The organism is Kitasatospora sp. NPDC056783, assembly GCF_042789895.1.
Taxonomy (GTDB): Bacteria; Actinomycetota; Actinomycetes; order Streptomycetales; family Streptomycetaceae; genus Kitasatospora.
The window spans coordinates 34,360-54,180 of record NZ_JBHUAF010000009.1 but is presented as its reverse complement, the minus strand read 5'-3'; the positions used below and the strand labels follow the sequence as shown (position 1 = coordinate 54,180).

19 protein-coding genes and 1 pseudogene are annotated in these 19,821 nt (G+C 73.8%); 2 read left to right on the top strand and 18 right to left on the bottom strand.

Annotated elements, in window-relative coordinates; translation table 11 throughout:
- The 15 genes and pseudogenes from ACFRMQ_RS03350 to ACFRMQ_RS03280 form a co-directional block, all read right to left on the bottom strand.
- Positions 1-1,708 (bottom strand): annotated as a pseudogene (locus ACFRMQ_RS03350) (hypothetical protein); the annotation flags it as partial.
- 526 nt (positions 1,709-2,234) lie between these two features.
- The gene (cbiE, locus tag ACFRMQ_RS03345; protein WP_380726382.1) at positions 2,235-3,488 is read right to left on the bottom strand and encodes a precorrin-6y C5,15-methyltransferase (decarboxylating) subunit CbiE; all 1,254 of its coding nucleotides are present in this window, start codon (positions 3,486-3,488) and stop codon (positions 2,235-2,237) included.
- Between the two features lie 236 nt (positions 3,489-3,724).
- A complete protein-coding gene (locus ACFRMQ_RS03340) occupies positions 3,725-4,390 on the bottom strand; it encodes a GNAT family N-acetyltransferase (protein WP_380726380.1) in 666 nt (221 codons plus the stop codon).
- Positions 4,391-4,609: 219 nt separating this feature from the next.
- The gene (locus ACFRMQ_RS03335) at positions 4,610-5,434 is read right to left on the bottom strand and encodes a MetQ/NlpA family ABC transporter substrate-binding protein (RefSeq protein ID WP_380726378.1); all 825 of its coding nucleotides are present in this window, start codon (positions 5,432-5,434) and stop codon (positions 4,610-4,612) included.
- 57 nt (positions 5,435-5,491) lie between these two features.
- Positions 5,492-6,223, bottom strand: coding sequence for a methionine ABC transporter permease (locus tag ACFRMQ_RS03330; RefSeq protein ID WP_380726376.1), 732 nt, complete (start codon positions 6,221-6,223; stop codon positions 5,492-5,494).
- Complete coding sequence (locus ACFRMQ_RS03325; protein WP_380726373.1) at positions 6,220-7,260, bottom strand: methionine ABC transporter ATP-binding protein; 1,041 nt, start codon at positions 7,258-7,260, stop codon at positions 6,220-6,222. Before ACFRMQ_RS03325 ends, ACFRMQ_RS03330 begins: the two co-directional genes overlap by 4 nt.
- Before the next feature lie 548 nt (positions 7,261-7,808).
- On the bottom strand, positions 7,809-8,309 hold the full coding sequence (locus tag ACFRMQ_RS03320; RefSeq protein WP_380726371.1) for a GNAT family N-acetyltransferase: 501 nt from the start codon (positions 8,307-8,309) through the stop codon (positions 7,809-7,811).
- Positions 8,310-8,514: 205 nt separating this feature from the next.
- Complete coding sequence (locus ACFRMQ_RS03315; RefSeq protein WP_380726369.1) at positions 8,515-8,772, bottom strand: hypothetical protein; 258 nt, start codon at positions 8,770-8,772, stop codon at positions 8,515-8,517.
- A gap of 180 nt (positions 8,773-8,952) precedes the next feature.
- Positions 8,953-10,377, bottom strand: a complete 1,425-nt coding sequence (gene argH / locus ACFRMQ_RS03310) for an argininosuccinate lyase (RefSeq protein WP_380726367.1) — start codon at positions 10,375-10,377, stop codon at positions 8,953-8,955.
- Between the two features lie 113 nt (positions 10,378-10,490).
- Positions 10,491-11,039, bottom strand: coding sequence for an arginine repressor (locus ACFRMQ_RS03305; RefSeq protein WP_380726365.1), 549 nt, complete (start codon positions 11,037-11,039; stop codon positions 10,491-10,493).
- A 23-nt stretch (positions 11,040-11,062) separates the two neighbouring features.
- Positions 11,063-12,268 carry an acetylornithine transaminase gene (locus tag ACFRMQ_RS03300; RefSeq protein ID WP_380726363.1) on the bottom strand — a complete coding sequence of 402 codons (1,206 nt, stop codon included), beginning with the start codon at positions 12,266-12,268 and terminating at the stop codon, positions 11,063-11,065.
- Positions 12,265-13,140: an acetylglutamate kinase gene (argB, locus tag ACFRMQ_RS03295; protein WP_380726388.1), complete on the bottom strand. Its 876-nt coding sequence runs from the start codon at positions 13,138-13,140 to the stop codon at positions 12,265-12,267. Before argB ends, ACFRMQ_RS03300 begins: the two co-directional genes overlap by 4 nt.
- Positions 13,141-13,218: 78 nt before the next feature.
- Positions 13,219-14,391, bottom strand: a complete 1,173-nt coding sequence (gene argJ / locus ACFRMQ_RS03290) for a bifunctional glutamate N-acetyltransferase/amino-acid acetyltransferase ArgJ (protein ID WP_380726361.1) — start codon at positions 14,389-14,391, stop codon at positions 13,219-13,221.
- Complete coding sequence (gene argC / locus ACFRMQ_RS03285) at positions 14,388-15,416, bottom strand: N-acetyl-gamma-glutamyl-phosphate reductase (protein ID WP_380726359.1); 1,029 nt, start codon at positions 15,414-15,416, stop codon at positions 14,388-14,390. Before argC ends, argJ begins: the two co-directional genes overlap by 4 nt.
- A 167-nt stretch (positions 15,417-15,583) precedes the next feature.
- Positions 15,584-16,795, bottom strand: a complete 1,212-nt coding sequence (locus tag ACFRMQ_RS03280) for a methyltransferase (RefSeq protein WP_380726357.1) — start codon at positions 16,793-16,795, stop codon at positions 15,584-15,586.
- Positions 16,796-16,876: 81 nt separating this feature from the next.
- Between ACFRMQ_RS03280 and ACFRMQ_RS03275 the strand changes: the two genes are divergently transcribed.
- Both ACFRMQ_RS03275 and ACFRMQ_RS03270 read left to right on the top strand, forming a co-directional pair.
- Positions 16,877-17,302, top strand: a complete 426-nt coding sequence (locus ACFRMQ_RS03275; protein WP_380726355.1) for a VOC family protein — start codon at positions 16,877-16,879, stop codon at positions 17,300-17,302.
- Positions 17,295-17,672 carry an RNA-binding S4 domain-containing protein gene (locus tag ACFRMQ_RS03270; RefSeq protein ID WP_380726353.1) on the top strand — a complete coding sequence of 126 codons (378 nt, stop codon included), beginning with the start codon at positions 17,295-17,297 and terminating at the stop codon, positions 17,670-17,672. Before ACFRMQ_RS03275 ends, ACFRMQ_RS03270 begins: the two co-directional genes overlap by 8 nt.
- A gap of 6 nt (positions 17,673-17,678) precedes the next feature.
- Here the strand turns inward: ACFRMQ_RS03270 and ACFRMQ_RS03265 are convergent, their stop codons facing one another.
- From ACFRMQ_RS03265 to ACFRMQ_RS03255, 3 genes are all read right to left on the bottom strand, one after another.
- Positions 17,679-18,185 (bottom strand): FBP domain-containing protein, encoded by a 507-nt coding sequence (locus ACFRMQ_RS03265; protein WP_380726351.1) that lies wholly within the window; start codon positions 18,183-18,185, stop codon positions 17,679-17,681.
- Between the two features lie 9 nt (positions 18,186-18,194).
- A complete protein-coding gene (locus ACFRMQ_RS03260; protein WP_380726349.1) occupies positions 18,195-18,827 on the bottom strand; it encodes an HD domain-containing protein in 633 nt (210 codons plus the stop codon).
- A 101-nt stretch (positions 18,828-18,928) separates the two neighbouring features.
- Complete coding sequence (locus tag ACFRMQ_RS03255; protein ID WP_380726347.1) at positions 18,929-19,813, bottom strand: SAM-dependent methyltransferase; 885 nt, start codon at positions 19,811-19,813, stop codon at positions 18,929-18,931.
- Between the last annotated feature and the right edge of the window lie 8 nt (positions 19,814-19,821).

Here is a 19,821-nt window from a genome sequence, read left to right as displayed (position 1 = left end):
CGGCTTCGGCCGGTGCCTCGGCGACCGGCTCGGCCAGGGCGGCCCCCTCGGCCACGACAGCGGCGTCCACGGGCGCCTCGACGGCCTGCTCCGCGACCGGCTCGGCCTGCTCGACCGGCTCGGCGGGCGCCTCGGCCGGGGCCTGCGCCTGCGGCTGCTCGCCCTCGGCGGCGGCCTCGGCGACCGCCTGACCGGACGGCATCTCGCCGGTACCTGCGGCGGTCTCGGCCACCGGCTCGGTGACCGGCTCCACGGGCGCCTCGACGGCCTGCTCCGCGACCGGCTCGGCCGCGGCCTCCGGCGCGGTCCCGGCCGGGGGCGCCTGCTCGGCGGCCTGGGCGGCCGGAGCGGACTCGGCACCCGCCACGGCGTCGACGGCCTGGGCAGCCTCGACGACCTCGACGACCTCGACGACCTCGACGACCTGCGGCTCGACGGCCGCTATCGGCGCGGTCTGCTGCTGGGCCGTCACCTCGACGGCCGGGGCCTGCTCGGCCGCCGCGACCTTGGGCAGGCCGTGCGGGGTGGGGGCGGCGAGGAAGGCGGAGATCCGGCGCGGCTGACCGGCCGAGGCCGCGGCCTCGGGCTGCTCGGCCGACGCGGCGGCGACGGGCTCGGCGGCGACACCCTCGGCAGCGGCGGGCACGGCGGCGACGGGCGCGGCAGCCGCCTCGGCCACCGGCTGGACGGCGGCGGTCTCGGCCGGGAGCGGCTGGGCCACGAGGGCCTCCGCGACGGCCTCAGGGGCCGTCACGACCTGAGCGGCCTGGGCGGCCTGGACTGCCTCCGGCGTCTCGATCACCTCGATCACCTCGATCGCCCCGACCATCTCGACGGCCAGCACCGCCTCGACCGGCGGCGAGGCCAGCGGCACCTGGTGGACCTGCTGGGTCTGGTGGGCCTGCTCACCCTGGTGGATCTGCTGAACCTGCTGGACCTGCTCGGTCTGCGGGAAGTCCTGAGCCTGCGGCACCTGCTGCCCGTCCACGACCGGAACGGCGGCCTGCGGCACGGCGGCCTGTGCCGGGACGACGCCATCGGCCACCGGCGGGCGGCCGATGGCCGGGATGCCGTGCGCGGGCGTGCCGCCCTGCGAGGGGCCGCGGTCGGCGAGCGAGCGGACCGGCACCTGGCCGGTCATCAGCGACGGGTCCGGGATCGGCGGACCGGCGTGCAGCGGGCGGCGCGGCTGCTGAGCCTGCGTCACCGGTTGCTGGACCTGCGTCTGCGTCTGGACGGGCTGCTGCTGGACGGCGTGCTCGGTGCCGAACACCGGCGGGTCCACCGGCGGCCAGGACGGCTCGACCGGGGTGCCGTCCGGCTGCGGAGCGGCCGCCACCGGCTCGCCCCAGGAGCCCTGCGGGCCGGGCATCAGCAGCACGTCGTCATCGTCGTCCAGGCCGTCCGGCGCGTCGGGCTGGTCGAGGAAGTGGAAGGCCGGGCGCGGGGCGCCCTGGCCGACGGCCCAGCCCTCGCCGGGAACGCCGTAGCCGTGCCGGCCCTGCGGCGGCATGATGCCGGCGCCCGGGGGCACCGCGCCGGGGACGCCGCCGATCGGGGCCGCCGGGTTCGGGATCGCACCGCCGTCCGTCGCGACGCCCTGGAGGGGTGCAACGCCCGCGACGCCCTCCGGTCCGCCGAGCGGGTCGGGCCCGGCGTTCAGGTGGTCCGGCAGTCCCTCGCCCGGGACGTGGCCGCCATCGGTCATTGTCAAAGCTCCTTCCAGGCCGCTGCCGCGCCCTCGGCGACGCGATCACCGATCGCAACGCCCATCCGCGCGGGCCGAACCTGCACCGACCCGCCCCTAACCACGTGCGGCCGCCGCGCCGTGGCGCTGCGGCCCGAGTCCGTCCGGTGCGCTGCGGCACCCCGGCCCGGCGCACCGCCCGCCCGGGGCGGCACATCGTCTGAAACAACGACAACCCGGGGCAACCGGCACCACCGCACCGGACCCTACGGCATTCTCCAGGTCCGGCACGAGGCCCGTCGAATTGCCCACACTCCGAGCAGAAGCGGGTTGCACCACGTCAAAAAGGTGACAAACCGACTGAATCGGGTGGGGCGCCGACCGCTGCGGCCACCAGGACGTCACACTACCGGCCCGGCGCGGTCACCTATCGAATCGGTGTCCGGATGCGACCTGGATCACCGTCGGTGCCGCCGGAGGTCCCCGGGGGCACCCCGGAGCGGGTCCTGGTCGTGCCCCGGGTGCGCCCCGGCCGCGCGCGAATCCTTCACCCGATCTGCTCACCCCAGAGCACCAGGACCCCGGTCCCGCCCGCGCCCAGCGCCAGCCCGTCGTCCTCCCCCGCCGGCCGCAACGGGGTCTCCTGGAGCAGCGCGCCGTCCGCCCGGTACCCGGCCCCGACGATGGCCCGGCGGACCTCCTGCGCCTCCCCGAGGGTCCGGGGCAGCGCGACGAAGCGCTCGGGACGGCGGTCCAGCACCGCGCGCACCACGTCGGGCCCGCCGGACTCCACCACCACCGCGTCCGGCTCCGGCAGGCCGCCCAGCACCTCGGGCCCGCTGCCGTACACGGCCTCCACCTCGACGCCGTAGCGGCGGGCGTTGACGGTCAGCCGGGCGCAGGCCGAGCGGGAGCCCTCGACGGCGACCACGGCGGCGCCGAACCGGGCCGCCTCCACCGCGAGGGCGCCGCTGCCGGCGCCGACCGACCAGACCAGGTCCCCGGGGCGGGCGCCCAGCCGGGCCAGCACCAGGGCGCGTACATGAGCGGGCAGTGCCTCCGGCGCGCCCGTCTCGCCCTCCGTGCGCCCGGCGGCCGCGTAGGCATCACCGGGGAGCGCCCAGCCGCGGTCCGCGCCGGGGTAGCCGACCGGGCGCCCGGCGAGCCAGCCGGCCGCCTCGTCCGCCCCGGACTGGGCGGTGCCGCCGATCACCAGCACCACGTTGGGGTCGCGCCACACGCGGTCGGCGATCCGGTCGGAGGTGAGGACGGTGACGGCCTCGTCCGGGGTGCCGAGGGCCTCGCAGACCACGAAGGTCCGGTGCACCCCGCGCAGCATCAGGGCGAGTTCGGTGGGCCCGGCACCCGGCGCGGTGAGCACCGCGACCTTGGGGTGGGCCCGGCAGATGTTGGCCGCGCGGCGCAGCCGTCCGCCGTGCGCGCTGACCACCTGGGCGTCCTCCCAGGGCATGCCGGCCCGGGCGAAGGCGGCGGCCACCGAGGAGACGGCGGGCAGCACTTCCAGTTCGAGGCCGTACTCGGGGCGGCGCAGGGTGCGCACCACGCCGAAGAAGCCGGGGTCGCCCTCGGCGACCACGACGGCCGCGCCGCGGTGCTCGGCGATCCGGCGGGCGGCCTGCCGGATGGTGCCGAGGACGATCCGCTCGGCGGACTCCGGCACCGGGAGGGCGTTCAGTTGGTAGGGGGCGCCGGCCACCAGGGTCGCCGCGGCGAGGGCCGCGCCGGCGGCCTCGGTCAGTGGCGTGCCGTCCCACCCGATGACCGTGATCCGGTCAGCCATCTGCGGCTGTTCTCCCTCGACTCGGTGCGGCACTCGATCCGCCGTCGTGCGGTGCCGGTGCCGAGGCTACCGGGTGTGATCCCCGGGAACCCGACATCTCGTACACATGTCCGCGTCGGGTGGACGGACAGGTGGACACGCAGGTGGACACGCAGGTGAACGGACAGGTGGCCGGGCCGGTGCGTGACCGAACAGGCGGTCGGGCCGGTGGAGGGACCGACCGGAACCGGCCGGGTTCAGTCCCGCAGCACGTAGCGGTCCTCGCCGTGCCAGCCCGCGTGCTGCAGCTCCGGCGTCTCCAGGTCCTCCGGGAGCAGGCTCCACAGGATCAGGTCGCTGCGGCTCTCTCCCCCGGCCCGGCGGCCCGCGGGCTCCCCCAGGGCCGCCTCGCCGGCCCCCTCCCGGACTATCCAGGCGCTGCGCAGCACGCCCTCGCTGATCCCGCCGACCTTCTGGGCGACCTGCTGGGCGGCGGTGTTCCCGGCGGCGGTGCGCAGTTCCAGGCGCAGGAAGCCGCGGTCCTCGAACAACCACTGGGCGACGCCGAGGACGGCCTCCGGGGCGTAGCCCTCGCCGCGCGCCCAGACGGCGGTGACGTAGGAGATCTCGGTGCTGCGCAGCCGCCAGTCGGTGTTGCGCAGCTCGACCAGGCCGACCAGGCGCTGGGTCAGGTGCTCGGTGACGGCGAAGACGATGCCGCGCCCGGTGGCCCGGTGGGCGGGGGCGAGGGTGCGGACGAGTTCGGTCGCGTACTCCTCGGTGAAGGGCTGCGGCAGGTCCGTCCAGGCGAGTACGAGGTCGTCGGCCATCATCGTGGCCAGGCCGGGGGCGTCGTCCTCCGCAAGGGGTCGCAGCAGCAGCCGATCGGTGCTGATGGCGGTCTCGGGGAAGCTCGCTGCCATGCCGTCTCTCCTCGCCGGGTCGTGAACACAACACCGTACGCCTCGGTCGTGCCCCGGGTGCCACACGGTGCGCCCGCCCGCACGACGGTACGTCAGATCGAACGACGGTGTGTCAGGTGGCGGCCGGCCGGAGCGTCCCTGGTGCATACTGCCCGACCGGGCCCCCGCCGAGGTGCGGCGGGGGCCCGGTCGGGGTCAGGACGTGGTGCGGAGCTCGGCTCAGAAGGCCGGGATGACCGCGCCCTGGAAGGTGTCGGCGATGTACTTCTTGACCTCGTCGGAGTGCAGCAGCTCGGCCAGCTTCTTCACCCGCGGGTCGTTCTCCTTGCCCTTCTTCACGGCCAGGATGTTGGCGTACGGGTTGTTCTCGGCCTTCTCCAGCACCAGGGCGTCGGTGGTCGGCTTCAGGCCGGCCTCGATCGCGTAGTTGCCGTTGATGACGGCGGCGTCCAGGTCGGAGATGGAGCGGGGCAGCTGGGCGGCCTCCAGCTCCTTCCACTTGAGGTTCTTCGGGTTGCCCGTGACGTCGGCCGGGGTGGCGGCGGTTCCGGCGCCGTCCTTGAGGGTGATCAGCTTGTTGTCGGCGAGCAGCTTGAGCGCGCGGCCCTCGTTGGTGGCGTCGTTGGGCAGGCCCACGGTGGCGCCGTCCGGCAGGTCGGCGAGCGACTTGACCTTCTTGGAGTAGGCGCCCAGCGGCTCCAGGTGAACGGTCTCGACCGAGACGATGTCGGTGCCGTTCTTCTTGTTGAAGTCCTCCAGGTACGGCACGTGCTGGAAGTAGTTGGCGTCGGCCGAACCGTCCTGCACCGCCGTGTTGGGGGTCACGTAGTCGGTGACCTCCTTGATGTCGAGCTTGAGGCCCGCCTTCTCCGCGAGGTTGTCCTTGACGAACTTCAGGATCTGGCCGTGCGGGGTGGGGGTCGCCGCGATCTTGAGCGGAGCGTTCGGGTCCGAGGAGGAGGACCCGGAGCTGCCGCAGGCGGCGAGCGAGAGGGCGACGCCGGCGGTGGCGAGGATGCTGGTGAACTTCAGGGCGTTGCGCACGAAAAGTGCCTTTCTGCGTGGAACGGGGAGCCGCGTCCGGGGTCGGACGGGGGAGGTCTAGGGGGCGACGAGGTCCTCGTCGGTGGTGGCGGGGCGCTGGCGGGGCAGCAGGCGGGTGCGTCCGCCGCCGCGGCCCCGGCCGTTCAGTCGGCGCACGGCGTAGTCGCCGGCCAGCTGGATCACGGTGACGATGACGGCGATCTCCGCCACGATGATCCACATGAAGGAGGTCTCGAACCGCAGGTAGCCGTACCGGTACGCGAGGTCGCCGAGGCCGCCGCCGCCGACGGTGCCGGCCATCGCCGAGTAGCCGATCAGCGCGATGACCGTGGTGGTGACGGAGGCCACGATGCCGGGCAGGGCCTCGGGGATCAGCACCTTGCGGACCAGGGTCCAGGTGCCGCCGCCCATCGCGTGGACGGCCTCGACCAGGCCGCGGTCGACCTCGCGGATGGAGGTCTCGACCAGCCGCGCGAAGAACGGGATGGCGCCGACGGTCAGTGGCACGGTGGCCGCCTGCCAGCCGAGCGAGTTGCCGGTCAGCCAGCGGGTGAAGGAGATCAGCGCGATCATCAGGATGATGAACGGCATCGAGCGCGTGAGGTTCACGATCGCGCCGAGCACCTTGTTGACCGGCTGGTTCTGGAGCACGCCGCCCTTGGAGGTGAGCACCAGCAGCACGCCGAGGGGCAGCCCGAGGAGGACGGTGCAGAGGGTCGACACGCCGACCATCTGGAGGGTCTCCTGGGTGGCGGGCCCCATCAGCTCCTGCATCTGGTCCCAGGTCATGCCACCGCTCCGTTCGCCGTGCCGATGCCGTTCGAGCCGAGGACGTCCACCTGGAGGCCCTGCTCGCGCAGGTAGCCGATCGGCACCACGTTGTCCTGGTGGCTGCCGGGCAGCTCCACCCTCATCCGGCCGACCATCCGGCCGGCGATGGTCTCCACCGCGGCACCGAGGATGTTGATGTCGATCTGGTAGGTGCGGGCGAGCTGGGAGACGAACGGCTGGGCCGAGCTGTCGCCCTGGAAGGTGATCTCCAGCACGGTGGAACCGGCCCGGCCGGTGCCGAACTCGCTGAGCGGGAACAGCTCGCGGGCCAGTTCCGAGCGGGGCTCGGCCAGCAGGTCGGTGAGCTCGCCGGACTCGACCACCCGGCCGCCGCGCATCAGGGCGGCGGAGTCGCAGACGGACTTGATGACGTCCATCTCGTGGGTGATCAGCAGGACGGTGAGACCCAGCTGCTGGTTGAGGTCGCGCAGCAGCTTGAGGATCGAGCGGGTGGTCTCCGGGTCGAGCGCCGAGGTGGCCTCGTCGGAGAGCAGCACCTTGGGGTCGCCGGCCAGCGCCCGGGCGATGCCGACGCGCTGCTTCTGGCCGCCGGAGAGCTGCTGGGGGTAGCTGCGGGCCTTGTCGCCGAGGCCGACCAGGTCGAGCAGTTCGGCGGCCTTGCGGCGGCGCTCGGTGCGGTCCAGTCCGATGATCTCCAGCGGGAGTTCGACGTTCTGCTGGACCGTCCGCGAGGAGAGCAGGTTGAAGTGCTGGAAGACCATGCCGATCCGGCGGCGGGCCTCACGCAGTTCCTTGCCGGCCCGGTTCTCGCCACCGGGCAGCGCGGTCAGTTCGACGCCGTCCACGGTGACCGTGCCGGAGGTGGGGCGCTCCAGCATGTTCACGCAGCGGATGAGGGTGGACTTGCCGGCACCGCTGGTGCCGACGACTCCGTAGACCTCGCCCGGGCGGACGTGCAGGTCGACGCCGGCGAGGGCGGTCACCTCGCGGCCTCGGGAACGGTAGACCTTCGTCAGGTCCGTGGTGGTGATCACAGCGGCTTTCCGTGGGTCGGGGGCGCGCGGCGCGATTCGACCGGCCGACCGGATCTGCCGGTCGGCGGCGGCGTCACGGCGCTGCGCCGGGGGGATCCGCACCTGCCGCCCCGGGAGCGCGGCCGCGGCCGGTGGGCCGCGCGACGGCGTGGCCCTGACGGGTCACGGCGCCCGCGAGTGGGCGGGCACGCCAAGGGGGCGGGTACGGGAGGAGGGGCGCGCTCGCACGGGCGGGAGCGGCGCCGGAGTCTCGCTTCGGGGCGCGAGGGGGAGGCACCCTCGACAGGGTGCCGCGGGCGGTGGCCCTCAGCGGTGACACATTCGACGGCACATGGCACACTCACCTGCCGGCAGCGTGCCGGTGGGGGTCCAGTTCGTCGTCGCAGTCATGTGAACCAGTAAAACAGATGGGCGGAATTCCGCCCAATTCTTTGGCCGTCACTGTCCGCAATGCGGACATCCACCGCCGTGACCAGCGCGGACACGTTTCGGCGCCGCCACCGGTGATCCGGATGGTGGCGGCGCCGAGGGGGTGCGGGGCGGCGGGCTCAGGCCGTCGCGGCGAGCGGCGCGCCGGCGTCCTTCTCCAGGTGGACGACGCTCAGCCGGTTGCTGACCGGCTCGACCCGGGTCTGGCGGTACCCCTGCCGGGCGTACAGGCGCAGGTTGCCGAGGCTGCGGTGACCGGTGAACAGCCGGTAGGCGCTCACCGGGCCGTCCTGGGCGAGGCGGCGCTCCAAGGCCTCCAGCAGCCGCCCGCCGAGGCCGTGGCGCTGCATCCGCGGGTGGACGACCAGGCGCCCTATCCGGCCGACGCCGTCGGGGCCGATGTGGCCGCGGACGGTGCCGACCACCTCGCCGCCCAGCCGGGCGACCAGGAAGTGCTGCTCGGACAGTTCGGCGCGCAGGCTCTCCAGGCTCTGCGTCAGGGGCTCGATCGCCCAGTCGCCGTACAGCTCGGCCTCGGGCTGGTAGCCGAGGTACTGGAGCTTGAGGATCTGCTCCGCGTCCTCGGCCTCGGCGGCCGAGATGATCACGCTCATGCCCATGTGGAGGGGCCTCCCCAGTCGTCGTGCGCGGCGCGCAGAGGGTGGCGCGCTCACGCTCAGTATCCGAGCGATCGCGCCACCGTCAAGAGCTGCGTTCGCCAGCGCTCTACCCGGGTGTCAGCTCCGCTCAACCTTCGCGGAGGCAGACGTGAGGAGGGTCACCCCGTGTGCCGCACGGGATCCGGCCTGGCCGCGAGAGCTCCGCTCAGGGGTAGCGCTCCGAGTGGAGCAGCATCCGCAGGCAGGCCAGACAGCGGGAGCGGGTGGGGCCGATCGAGCCACGGGGCATGCCGAGCCGCTCGGAGAGCTCACGGTAGGTGGGCGGCGGGTCCTCCGCAAGGGCGGCGACCAGCTGGGGGCAGCGGCCGGGCAGGGCGGCGACGGTCTCGCGGACCACGCGGCGGCGGCGGTCGGCGAGGTAGACGTCCTCGGCGGACGGGACGGGCGGGATGGCGGTGCACACACCGTGCATGACGGTCCGGGGCGGGGCCGGTTACGCCCGGGCCGGGGCGCGGACGCCGCAGGGGCGCGGCGGCCGGCCCGCCACGCCCCTCTCACGCCGCGCCGGGGGTCGGCCCCGGGGCCGAGGCCGGGGGAGCCTCACCCCGCGGACGCGGGTTCGGAGCCGGGCCCCGGCGGCGGTTCAGCGCTTCGCCCACTCCTGCTGCCGCGCCAGGTCCGCCTTCACCTCGGCGAGCTGGACCGCGACCGCCGAGGGGGCGGTGCCGCCGCGCCCGTCGCGGGAGGCGATGGCGCCGTGGACGCTGAGCACCGAGCGCACCTCGGGGGTCAGGTGTCCGGAGATCGCCGCGAACTGCTCGTCCGTCAGGTCGGACAGCTCGATGCCCTCGGCCTCGCAGACCTTGACGCAGGCGCCGGCCACCTCGTGCGCGACCCGGAACGGGACGCCCTGCTTGACCAGCCACTCGGCGATGTCGGTGGCGAGCGAGAATCCGGCCGGGGCCAGCTCCTCCAGCCGCTCCCGGTGCACGGTGAGGGTGGCCATCATCCCGGTGAACGCGGGCAGCAGCACCTCCAGCGTGTCGCAGGAGTCGAAGACGGGCTCCTTGTCCTCCTGGAGGTCCCGGTTGTAGGCGAGCGGCAGCGCCTTGAGGGTGGCCAGCAGGCCGGTCAGGTTGCCGATCAGCCGGCCGGACTTGCCGCGGGCGAGCTCGGCGATGTCCGGGTTCTTCTTCTGCGGCATGATCGAGGAGCCGGTGGAGAAGGCGTCGTGCAGCGTGATGAAGCCGAACTCCTTGGTGTTCCAGATGATCACCTCCTCCGCGATCCGGGAGAGGTTGATGCCGATCATCGCGGTCACGAAGGCGAACTCGGCGACGAAGTCGCGCGAGGCGGTGCCGTCGATGGAGTTGCCGACCGAGCCGCCCTCGAAACCGAGGTCGGCGGCGACGGCCCGCGGGTCGAGGCCGAGCGAGGAGCCGGCCAGCGCCCCGGAGCCGTACGGAGAGACGGCGGTGCGGGCGTCCCACTGGCGCAGCCGCTCGGCGTCCCGGCCGAGGGCCTGCACGTGCGCGAGGACGTGGTGGGCGAAGAGCACCGGCTGGGCGTGCTGGAGGTGGGTGCGGCCGGGCATCGCGGTGTCCGGGTGCGCCTCGGCGAGGCCGACCAGGGCCTCCTGGAGGTCGAGCAGCAGGCCGCCGATGATCTTCGCGTGGTCCCGCAGGTACATCCGGAACAGCGTGGCGATCTGGTCGTTGCGCGAGCGTCCGGCCCGCAGCTTGCCGCCGAGGTCGGGGCCGAGGCGCTCCAGCAGGCCGCGCTCCAGGGCGGTGTGGACGTCCTCGTCGGCGACGGTGCCGGTGAAGGTGCCCGCCTCGACGTCGGCGAGCAGCCGGTCCAGGCCGGCCAGCATGCCGGCCAGTTCCTCGTCGGAGAGCAGACCGGCCTTGTGCAGGACCCGGGCGTGGGCCTTGGAGCCGGCGATGTCGTACGGCGCGAGGCGCCAGTCGAAGTGGACCGAGGCCGAGAGCCTGGCCAGCGCCTCGGACGGGCCGTCGGCGAAGCGCGCGCCCCAGAGGCGGACGTCGGCGGACTGCTGGGCGGTCATCGCTGGCTCCTTCACACATGTGCAGTAGGTGGCATAAGTATGCATGACTTCGTATGAAACACACAACCCCGGCCGACGGGTCACCGTCGGCCGGGGTCGTGTGGGAGAGCGGACTACTGCGCCTTGGCCTGGGCCAGTTGCATGAGGTGGTCGGCGAGCGCCTGGCCGCCGGCCGGATCGCGGCTGATCAGCAGGACGGTGTCGTCGCCGGCGATGGTGCCGATGATCTCGAACACCTCGGCCTGGTCGATCGCCGAGGCCAGGAACTGGGCGGCGCCCGGCGGGGTGCGCAGCACCACCAGGTTGCCGGAGGCCGTCGCGGAGACCATGAGCTCGCCCGCCAGCCGGGCCATCCGGCCCTCGCTGGCCGACTCCCCCATCGGCGCCCGGGGCGTGCGGTCGCCCCCCTCCGCCGGGACGGCGTAGATCAGCGCGCCGTCCCGGTTGCGGATCTTGACCGCGCCCAGCTCGTCCAGGTCCCGGGAGAGCGTCGCCTGGGTCACCACGAGTCCGTCGTCGGCGAGCAGCTTGGCGAGCTGGCTCTGCGAACGTACGGGCTGGCGGGTGAGCAGGTCCACGATCCGCCGGTGGCGCGCGGTGCGGGTCTGCGGGACCTGCGGCGTCGCGCCGGTGGCGGATGCGTCGGGGTTGGATGCGGTCATGTGGTCATTCTCCCGGACGACGGTCAGCTCGCATCGGCCGGGGCGCCCTCGCGCACCGTCCGGAGGATGCCCGGCAGCGCCGCCAGGAAGGCGTCCGCCTCCTGCTCGGTGATCACCAGCGGCGGGACCAGCCGCACGGCGTCCGGGACGGCGGCGTTGACCAGGAAGCCCGCCTCCTGGGCGGCGGCCTGGATCTTCTCCGAGACCGGCTCGGTGAGCACGATGCCGAGCAGCAGACCGGCGCCGCGCACGTGCGAGACCAGCGGGTCGCCGATCGCCTCGATGCCGGTGCGCAGCCGGTCGCCGATCTTGCGGACGTGGTCCAGCAGGCCCTCGGACTCGATGGTGTCCAGCACCGCGAGGCCGGCCGCGGCGGCCACCGGGTTGCCGCCGAAGGTGGTGCCGTGCTGGCCCGGGGTGAGCAGCTCGGCCGCCTCGCCGAAGGCCAGCACCGCGCCCATCGGCAGACCGCCGCCGAGCGCCTTGGCGAGGGTGACGACGTCCGGCTCGACGCCCTCGTACGCCTGGTGGGCGAACCAGTGGCCGGTGCGGCCGATGCCGGTCTGGATCTCGTCCAGGACCAGCAGGGTGCCGGTGGCCCGGGTGATCTCCCGGGCCTCCCTCAGGTAGCCGTCGGGCAGCGGGACGGCGCCGTTCTCGCCCTGGACGGGCTCCAGGAAGACCGCGGCGGTCTCGGTGGTCACGGCCGCGCGCAGCGCCTCGATGTCGCCGAACGGGACGTGGGTGACGTCGCCGGGCAGCGGCAGGAAGGGGTTGCGCTTGCCGGGCTGGCCGGTGAGCGCCAGGGCGCCCATGGTCCGGCCGTGGAAGCCGCCCTGGAGGGCGACCACGTGGGTGCGGCCGGTGCGCCGGCCGATCTTGAAGGCGGCCTCGTTGGCCTCGGCGCCGGAGTTGCAGAAGAACACCCGGCCGCCCTCACGGCCGTCCAGCGCCAGCAGCCGCTCGGCGAGCGTGACGGTGGGCTCGGCCATGAAGAGGTTGGAGACGTGGCCGAGGGTGGCGATCTGCCTGCCGACCGCCTCGACGATCGCCGGGTGGGCGGTGCCGAGGGCGTTGACGGCGATGCCGCCGAGCAGGTCGGTGTACTCCTTGCCGTCGGCGTCCCAGAGCTTGCAGCCCTCGCCGCGCACCAGCGGGATGCGGGGGGTGCCGTAGTTGTCGGTGAAGGCGTGCTGCCAGCGCTCGGTGAGCTGCTCGTTGCGGGTCATGCCAGTCCCCCGGTCACGGTCGGTTCGTCGCCCGGCACGACCATCGTGCCGATGCCCTCGTCGGTGAAGATCTCCAGCAACAGGCTGTGCGGGACCCGGCCGTCCAGCACGCGGGCGGTGCCCACGCCGGAGCGGACGGCGCGCAGGCAGCCCTCCATCTTGGGCAGCATGCCGCTGGCCAGGCCGGGCAGCAGCTTCTCCAGCTCGCTCGCGGTGAGCTGGCTGATCACGTCGTCGGAGTTGGGCCAGTCCTTGTAGAGGCCCTCGACGTCGGTGAGGACGACGAGCATCTCGGCGCCGAGCGCGACCGCCAGGGCGGCGGCGGCGGTGTCGGCGTTGATGTTGTAGACGTGGCCGTCGGTGCCGCGGGCGATCGAGGAGATGACCGGGATGCGGCCGTCGGAGATCAGCGCCTTCACGGCACCGGCCTCGATGTTGACGATGTCGCCGACCAGGCCGATGTCGACCTGCTCGCCGTCCACCACCGCGTAGCGCTTGACCGCCGTCATGGTGTGGGCGTCCTCGCCGGTCATGCCGACCGCGAACGGCCCGTGCTCGTTGAGCAGGCCGACCAGCTCGCGCTGGACCTGGCCGGCCAGCACCATCCGGACCACGTCCATGGTCTCCGGGGTGGTCACCCGCAGGCCGTTGGTGAAGCTGGACTCCAGGCCCAGCTTGTCGAGTTGGGCGCTGATCTGGGGGCCGCCACCGTGCACCACGACGGGGTGCAGGCCGGCGTAGCGCAGGAAGACGACGTCCTGGGCGAAGGCGGACTTGAGCTCGTCGTCCACCATGGCGTTGCCGCCGAACTTGATCACGACGGTCTTGCCGTGGAAACGCTCCAGCCACGGCAGGGCCTCGATCAGCGTCATGGCCTTGGGCAACGCGGTGTTGTTGCGGGCCTGTTCGCCCTTGGGTGCGATCTGCACGGTTCCGGTGTCCTTGTCGGATCAGGTGGAGTAGGCGCTGTTCTCGTGAACGTAGTCGGCCGTCAGGTCGTTGGTCCACAGCGCGGCGCTCGCCGTACCGGCGTTGAGGTGTGCGGTGATGACCACCTCTCGGCCCTTCATGTCCACCAGGTCGCGGTCCTCACCGACGCCGCCGGACTTGCAGACCCAGACACCGTTGATGGCGACGTCCAGCTCGTTCGGGTCGAAGGCGGCGGAGGTGGTGCCGATCGCGGCCAGCACCCGGCCCCAGTTGGGGTCCTCGCCGTGGATGGCGCACTTGAGCAGGTTGTTGCGGCTGATCGTCCGGGCGACCTCGACCGCCTCGTCCTCGGTGGCGGCACCGGTGACGTCGATCCGGATCTCCTTGCTCGCGCCCTCGGCGTCGCCGATCAGCTGGCGGGCCAGGTCGCCGCTGACCGTGCGGACGGCCTCGGCGAACTCGGCCTGCTCCGGGGTGACGCCGGAGGCGGCGGAGGCGAGCAGCAGCACGGTGTCGTTGGTCGACATGCAGCCGTCGGAGTCGATCCGGTCGAAGGTGGTGCGGGTGGCGCCGCGCAGCGCGGTGTCCAGGGCGGCGGCGTCCAGGGCGGCGTCGGTGGTGAGGACGACCAGCATGGTGGCGAGGCTGGGGGCGAGCATGCCCGCGCCCTTGGCCATGCCGCCGACCGTCCAGCCGGCCGGGCTGGTGTACTGGGCGGTCTTGTGCACGGTGTCGGTGGTCTTGATGGCGATCGCGGCGGCCTCGCCGCCCGTCCCGCTGAGCTCGCCCGCGGCCAGCTCGACCCCGGGCAGCAGCAGGTCCATCGGCAGCCGGACGCCGATCAGGCCGGTGGAGGCGACGGCGACCTCGCCCGCGTTGAGGCCCAGTTCGGCGGCGGCCTTCTCGGCGGTGGCGTGGGTGTCCTGGAAGCCGAGCGGGCCGGTGCAGGCGTTGGCGCCACCGGAGTTGAGGACGACGGCGGAGACCTGCCCGCCCTTGAGCACCTGCTCGGACCAGATCACGGGTGCGGCCTTGACCCGGTTGGCGGTGAAGACGCCGGCCGCGGCGAGCGAGGGGCCGTCGTTGACCACCAGGGCCAGGTCGGGGTTGCCGGAGGCCTTGAGGCCCGCCGTCACCCCGGCGGCGCGGAAGCCCTTGGCGGCGGTCACGCCGACGTTGCTGCTCTGGCTCACGGTGCGACTCCGTTCACGGGCAGGCCGAGTTCCTCGGGCAGGCCCAGGGCGATGTTCATGCTCTGCACCGCGCCGCCGGCGGTGCCCTTGACCAGGTTGTCGATCGCGCTGATCGCGATGATCCGCCCGGCGGTGGCGTCCAGGGCGACCTGGACCAGGGCGGTGTTGGCGCCGTAGACGCTGCTGGTCTGCGGCCACTGCCCCTCGGGCAGCAGGTGGACGAAGGGCTCGTCCGCGAACGCCTCGGTGTAGGCGGCGCGCAGGCTCTGGGCCGTCACCCCGGGCTTGGCCTTGGCCGAGCAGGTGGCGAGGATGCCGCGCGGCATCGGGACGAGGGTGGGGGTGAAGGAGACGGTGACGGCCTCGCCCGCGAGCGGGGTGAGGTTCTGCGCCATCTCCGGGGTGTGCCGGTGGACACCGCCGACGCCGTACGGGCTGACGCTGCCCATCACCTCGCTGCCCAGCAGGTGCGGCTTGGCCGCCTTGCCGGCGCCGGAGGTGCCGGAGGCGGCGACCACCACGGCCTCCGGCTCGGCGAGTTGCGCGGCGTAGGCGGGGAACAGCGCCAGGGACACGGCGGTCGGGTAGCAGCCCGGGACGGCGATCCGGTTGCTGCCCTTCAACGCGTCGCGGTGGCCGGGGAGTTCGGGCAGACCGTAGGGCCAGGTGCCGGCGTGCGCGGAGCCGTAGAACTGCTCCCAGTCGGTGGCGGCCTTGAGCCGGAAGTCGGCGCCGCAGTCGACCACCAGGACGTTCGGGCCGAGCTCCTCGGCGACGGCGGCGGACTGGCCGTGCGGCAGCGCCAGGAACACCACGTCGTGGTCGGCCAGCACCTCGGGGGTGGTGGGCTCCAGGACGCGGTCGGCGAGCGGGCGGAGGTGCGGCTGGAGCACGCCCAGCCTGATACCCGCGTTCGAGCCGCCGGTCAGCGCCCCGATCTCCACCTCCGGGTGGCCGAGCAGCAGGCGCAGCACCTCGCCGCCCGCGTATCCGCTCGCGCCGGCGACGGCGACTCGCAATGCCATGGCGTTCCTCCCTAGTCTTGGCATGAATATACGCGCGGTAGAAAATTCATGCAAGGAGTTTCGCGTCGGCCCCCGCCGGCGCGGGGGCGACCCGGCGGGGGCGAGGTGACCCGGAGGGGACCGGGGGGCGGGGCGGCCCGGCGGCGGCCGGGGGCGGGGCGGCCCGGTCAGCGCTTGACGGCCCGCAGCACCACGAACTTCGGATTCCCCGCGACCAGCCGGCAGTTGCCGAAGAGCCGGCGCAGCGTGACGTGGTAACCGAGGTGGCGGTTGCCGACCACCCAGAGCTCCCCGCCGGGCCGCAGCGCCCGCTTGGCCCCGGTGAACATCCGCCGGGCGGTGGCGTCGGTGGTCGCCTGGTGGGAGTGGAACGGCGGGTTGTTGAGCACCAGGTCCACCGAGCCGGGGGCGACCACGTCCTCGGCCAGGGCGTCGGCGGTCAGGAACTCGGCCGGGGCGTCCGGGCCCAGGTTGATGCGGAAGGTCTCCTCCGCCGAGGCCACCGCCTGGTGCGACTCGTCCACGAACAGCAGCTCCGCGCCGGGCCCGGCCAGCGCGGCGGCCGTCCCGACCACGCCGTTGCCGCAGCCGAGGTCCACCACCCGGGCGCCGGGGGCGGGCGTGGGCAGGTGGGCCAGGAAGAAGCGGGTGCCGATGTCGAGCCGGTCCGCGCAGAAGGTGCCCGCGTGGTTGACCACCGTCCGGCCGGAGACGGCGCCGATGTCCGACGGCAGCGCGTAGCGGTGCGGCCACGGGTTGGGGCCGGGGGCGAGCGCCGGGTCGGGGGTGCAGAAGACCAGCCGGGCCTTGCGGACGGCCAGCGAGGTGCGGGTCGGGCCGAGGATCCGCTCGAACAGCTGGAGGGTGGAGGTGTGGATCTCGGTGACCATGCCGGTGCCGACCACCACGGTGCCGGCGTGGAGGGCCGGGGCCAGCCGGTGCAACTGGTCCTCCAGCAGGGCCAGGCTCTTGGGGATGCGCACCAGCAGCACGTCGATCCGCTCCGGCGGGGCGTCCCGGGTGGTGCGCAGCCGGTCCTCGTCGACCTCGGCGCCGGCCCGGGCCAGGTTGGCCGTGGTGGCCTGCCGGCCGAGGTGGGAGTCGGTGATCTGGATCGGCCGGTGCCCGGCGAGCGCGGTGGTCAGCGCGCCCCAGCGGTCACCGAGGACGGCCACCGTACGGCCGGCCAGCTCCGTCGCGGTGCCGGCCGCGCTGTCCGTCTCCCCCGCGAGGTGCCGCAGCAGGTACTCGTCGGCGGCGTCCCAGGCCCGTAGCCGCTCGCGCGGGTCGGCGGGGTAACGGGTGAGCTCGAAGGTGCCCCACGGGGTGGCGAAGGAGGTGTCCGGCGGGGTCGCGGCGGGCGTGGTCTGGGGATTCATCGTGTTCTCAGGCTATCGGACGGCTCTCGGCGGCGATTACGGACGGATACTGGAAGGGCCCGGCCGAGAGGGGTGAGGGCGATGGAGTGGAAACTCGAAGTCGTGGTGGTCCCGGTGTCGGACGTGGACCGCGCGAAGCTCTTCTACGAGGAGCAGGCCGGGTTCACCGTCGACCACGACACCCGGCTGAGGGACGGGATCCGCGTCGTCCAGCTGACGCCGCCCGGCTCGCGGTGCTCGATCGTGGTCGGCACGGGCGTCATCGACGCCCCGCCCGGGTCGGTCAAGGGACTCCAGCTGGTGGTGCCGGACATCGAGAAGGCGCACGCCGAACTGGCCGCGCGGGGCGTGCAGGTCAGCCCCGTGCAGCACTTCGTGGCCGGGGGCCGGGTGGACGGGCACGGCGAGGCGTGGAACAACTTCGTGTTCTTCAACGACCCGGACGGCAACGGCTGGGCGGTGCAGGAGGCGCCGTTCGCCGTTTCGGTAGGCTCCGGGAATGGCTGAACACGAGGGAAGCGTGCGGGTGGACAGCTGGATCTGGTCGGTCCGGCTGGTCAAGACGCGGGCGCTGGCGGCGGCCGCCTGCCGCGCCGGGCACGTCCGGGTGAACGGCGAGCGGGTCAAGCCCGCGCAGGCGCTGAAGCCCGGGGACGAGGTCCGGGTCCGCGAGGAGGAGTACGAGCGGGTCGTGGTGGTGCGGCAGCTGATCCGCAAGCGGGTCGGCGCCGTGGCGGCCGCTGAGTGCCTGGTCGACAACAGCCCGCCGCGGCCGCCGCGCGAGTTCGTCGCGGCGGCCGGGCTGCGCGACCGCGGGACCGGGCGGCCGACCAAGCGGGACCGCCGCGAGCTGGACCAGCTGCGCGGGCCGCACTGAGCGCGGTCAGCCGAGGGTGTCGGTGAGCACCTTGGCGAGGAACTCGTCGAGGTTGCCCACCGTCCGCTCGACCTGCACCTCCACCGGCAGCGACTCGTTCGGCCGGGTGACCAGGGTGGACTTCTTCAGCCCGCGCACGTAGAGCGAACAGGCCAGGTCGGCGCAGATGTACGTGCCGACCGTGTTGCCCTCGCGCCCGGCGGCCCCGGCCCGGCGGGCGGCCAGCAGCGCGACGCCCGACCCGGCGTGCGCGGTGATGCACAGCGAGCACACGTTGGTCTTGGTCAGGCTGCGCCGGACCATCGCCGAGCGCAGCGTCACGCCGACCAGCTCGCCCCCGTGCGGCGCCACCAGGTACGCCCGGTCGGGTGCGCCCTGGTCCCGCCAGCCGAGGAAGTCCAGGTTCTCCCACGGGAGTTCGGCCAGCCCCCGGGGCAGGTTGAGCCGACGGGCCTCGCCCTTGGAGCAGTTGACGAAGGACGCGCGGATCTCGTTCTCACTCAGGGGTTCCATGCGCGGAAGCTAGCACCGGCCCGGCCGCCGTGTCGCGCCGGTTTCTCCCGGTACGGACCGGGCGCGCCGGCCGTTGCGCACCGGGTGCGCGGCCCGCTGGCGGAGCGGATGGGCGGCCTGGACGGCGAGCCGCCGCGGGGCGTCCTCGCCGATGGCGGTTAGCAGGTCGTCCAGGGCGAGGAAGGCCTCCCAGCGCTCCCGTCCGCCGGCGGCGGCCAGGCGGTCGACCACCCGATCCTCCAGGTCCCGGACCCGTTTGTTCTTCCAGGCCTTGTCGGCGAGGCTGACCAGCAGTTCCTCGACGGTGGTGCCGGGCTCGTCCCAGCTCGCGTGGCTGCGGGCGAAGCGGGCGAGGTGCTCGGGGACGCCGCGCGAGAGCAGCAGGGCGTGTCCCGCCGCCTCGTGCCGGGAACCGGGCCCGGACAGCTCCTCGGGGTGGACGGTCTTGCCGATGTCATGGGTGGCGGCGCCGTACCGGACGGCCGCGCGGTCGAAGACCAGGCCCTCGCCGGCGCAGAACTCCGCGATCAGCTCGGCCACCTCGTGGACCAGCGCGAGGTGGGCGACGAGTCGGGGCGGGGCGTCCAGGGCCGCCAGCAGTTCGGCGGCGTCGGGGGGCAGCGGCGGCAGGGTGGCGGTCACGCCGCAGGGTAGCCGCCGCGGTGAGGGGTTGTCAGTGGGGTTCCGTAGGATCCGAGGTCCGGTCCCGGCGCCGGAGGGGGGCGCCGGGACCGGCCGGGGTCTCAGCTCTTGAAGGCGACGCCGGCGTACGCCGAGACGTCCTGCCAGCCCTCGGGCAGCTCGGCGGTCCGGACGTGGCCCGCGGTGGGGCGCCAGAGCGGGAGCTGGACGAGCCCGGGGCCGACGAACTCCCAGTCGCCGAAGAAGGGTTCGACGCCGGCCCGGGAGCGCAGGACGAGCGGGGCGCTGGCGCCCCGGTAGATGCGGGTGCCCTCGGCGGTGCTCTCGCGGGAGGCGAAGTCGGGGCTTCCGTGGGAGAGGATCAGCGCGCTGCCCGGGGCCAGCGCGTCGCGCAGGGTGCGGACGATCCGCCGCGCGCCGTCCTCGTCGCGGATGAAGTGGAGGACGGCGACCAGCATCAGCGCGACCGGCTCGCCGAAGTCGACGGCTCCGGCCAGCGCGGGGTGGGAGAGGATCGCGGCCGGGTCGCGCAGGTCGGCCTCGATCACCGAGGTGTGCCCGGCGGGGTGGCTCCCCAGCAAGGCGCGGGCGTGGGAGGCCACGATCGGGTCGTTGTCCACGTACACCACCCGGGCGTCCGGGGCGACCCGCTGGGCGACCTCGTTGGTGGAGCCGACGGCCGGGATGCCGGTGCCGATGTCGAGGAACTGGCGCACGCCCCGGCTCGCCACGTACTCGACGGCGCGGCCGAGGAACTGCCGGTTGGTGCGGGCCACCAGCGGCAGCGCCGGGTAGGCGGCTATCGCGGCCCGGGCGGCCCTGCGGTCGGCCTCGAAGTTGTCCTTGCCGCCGAGGTAGTAGTCGTACATCCGGGCGGTGTGCGGGACGCCGGTGTCCAGTTCGCCCGGAGGCTGCCAGTCGTCGGCTCTGGCCCAGGCCCAGTCCACGTCCGCGGTCCGGCCTCCGGCCGCGCTGTCCTCGTACATCCTGTCCG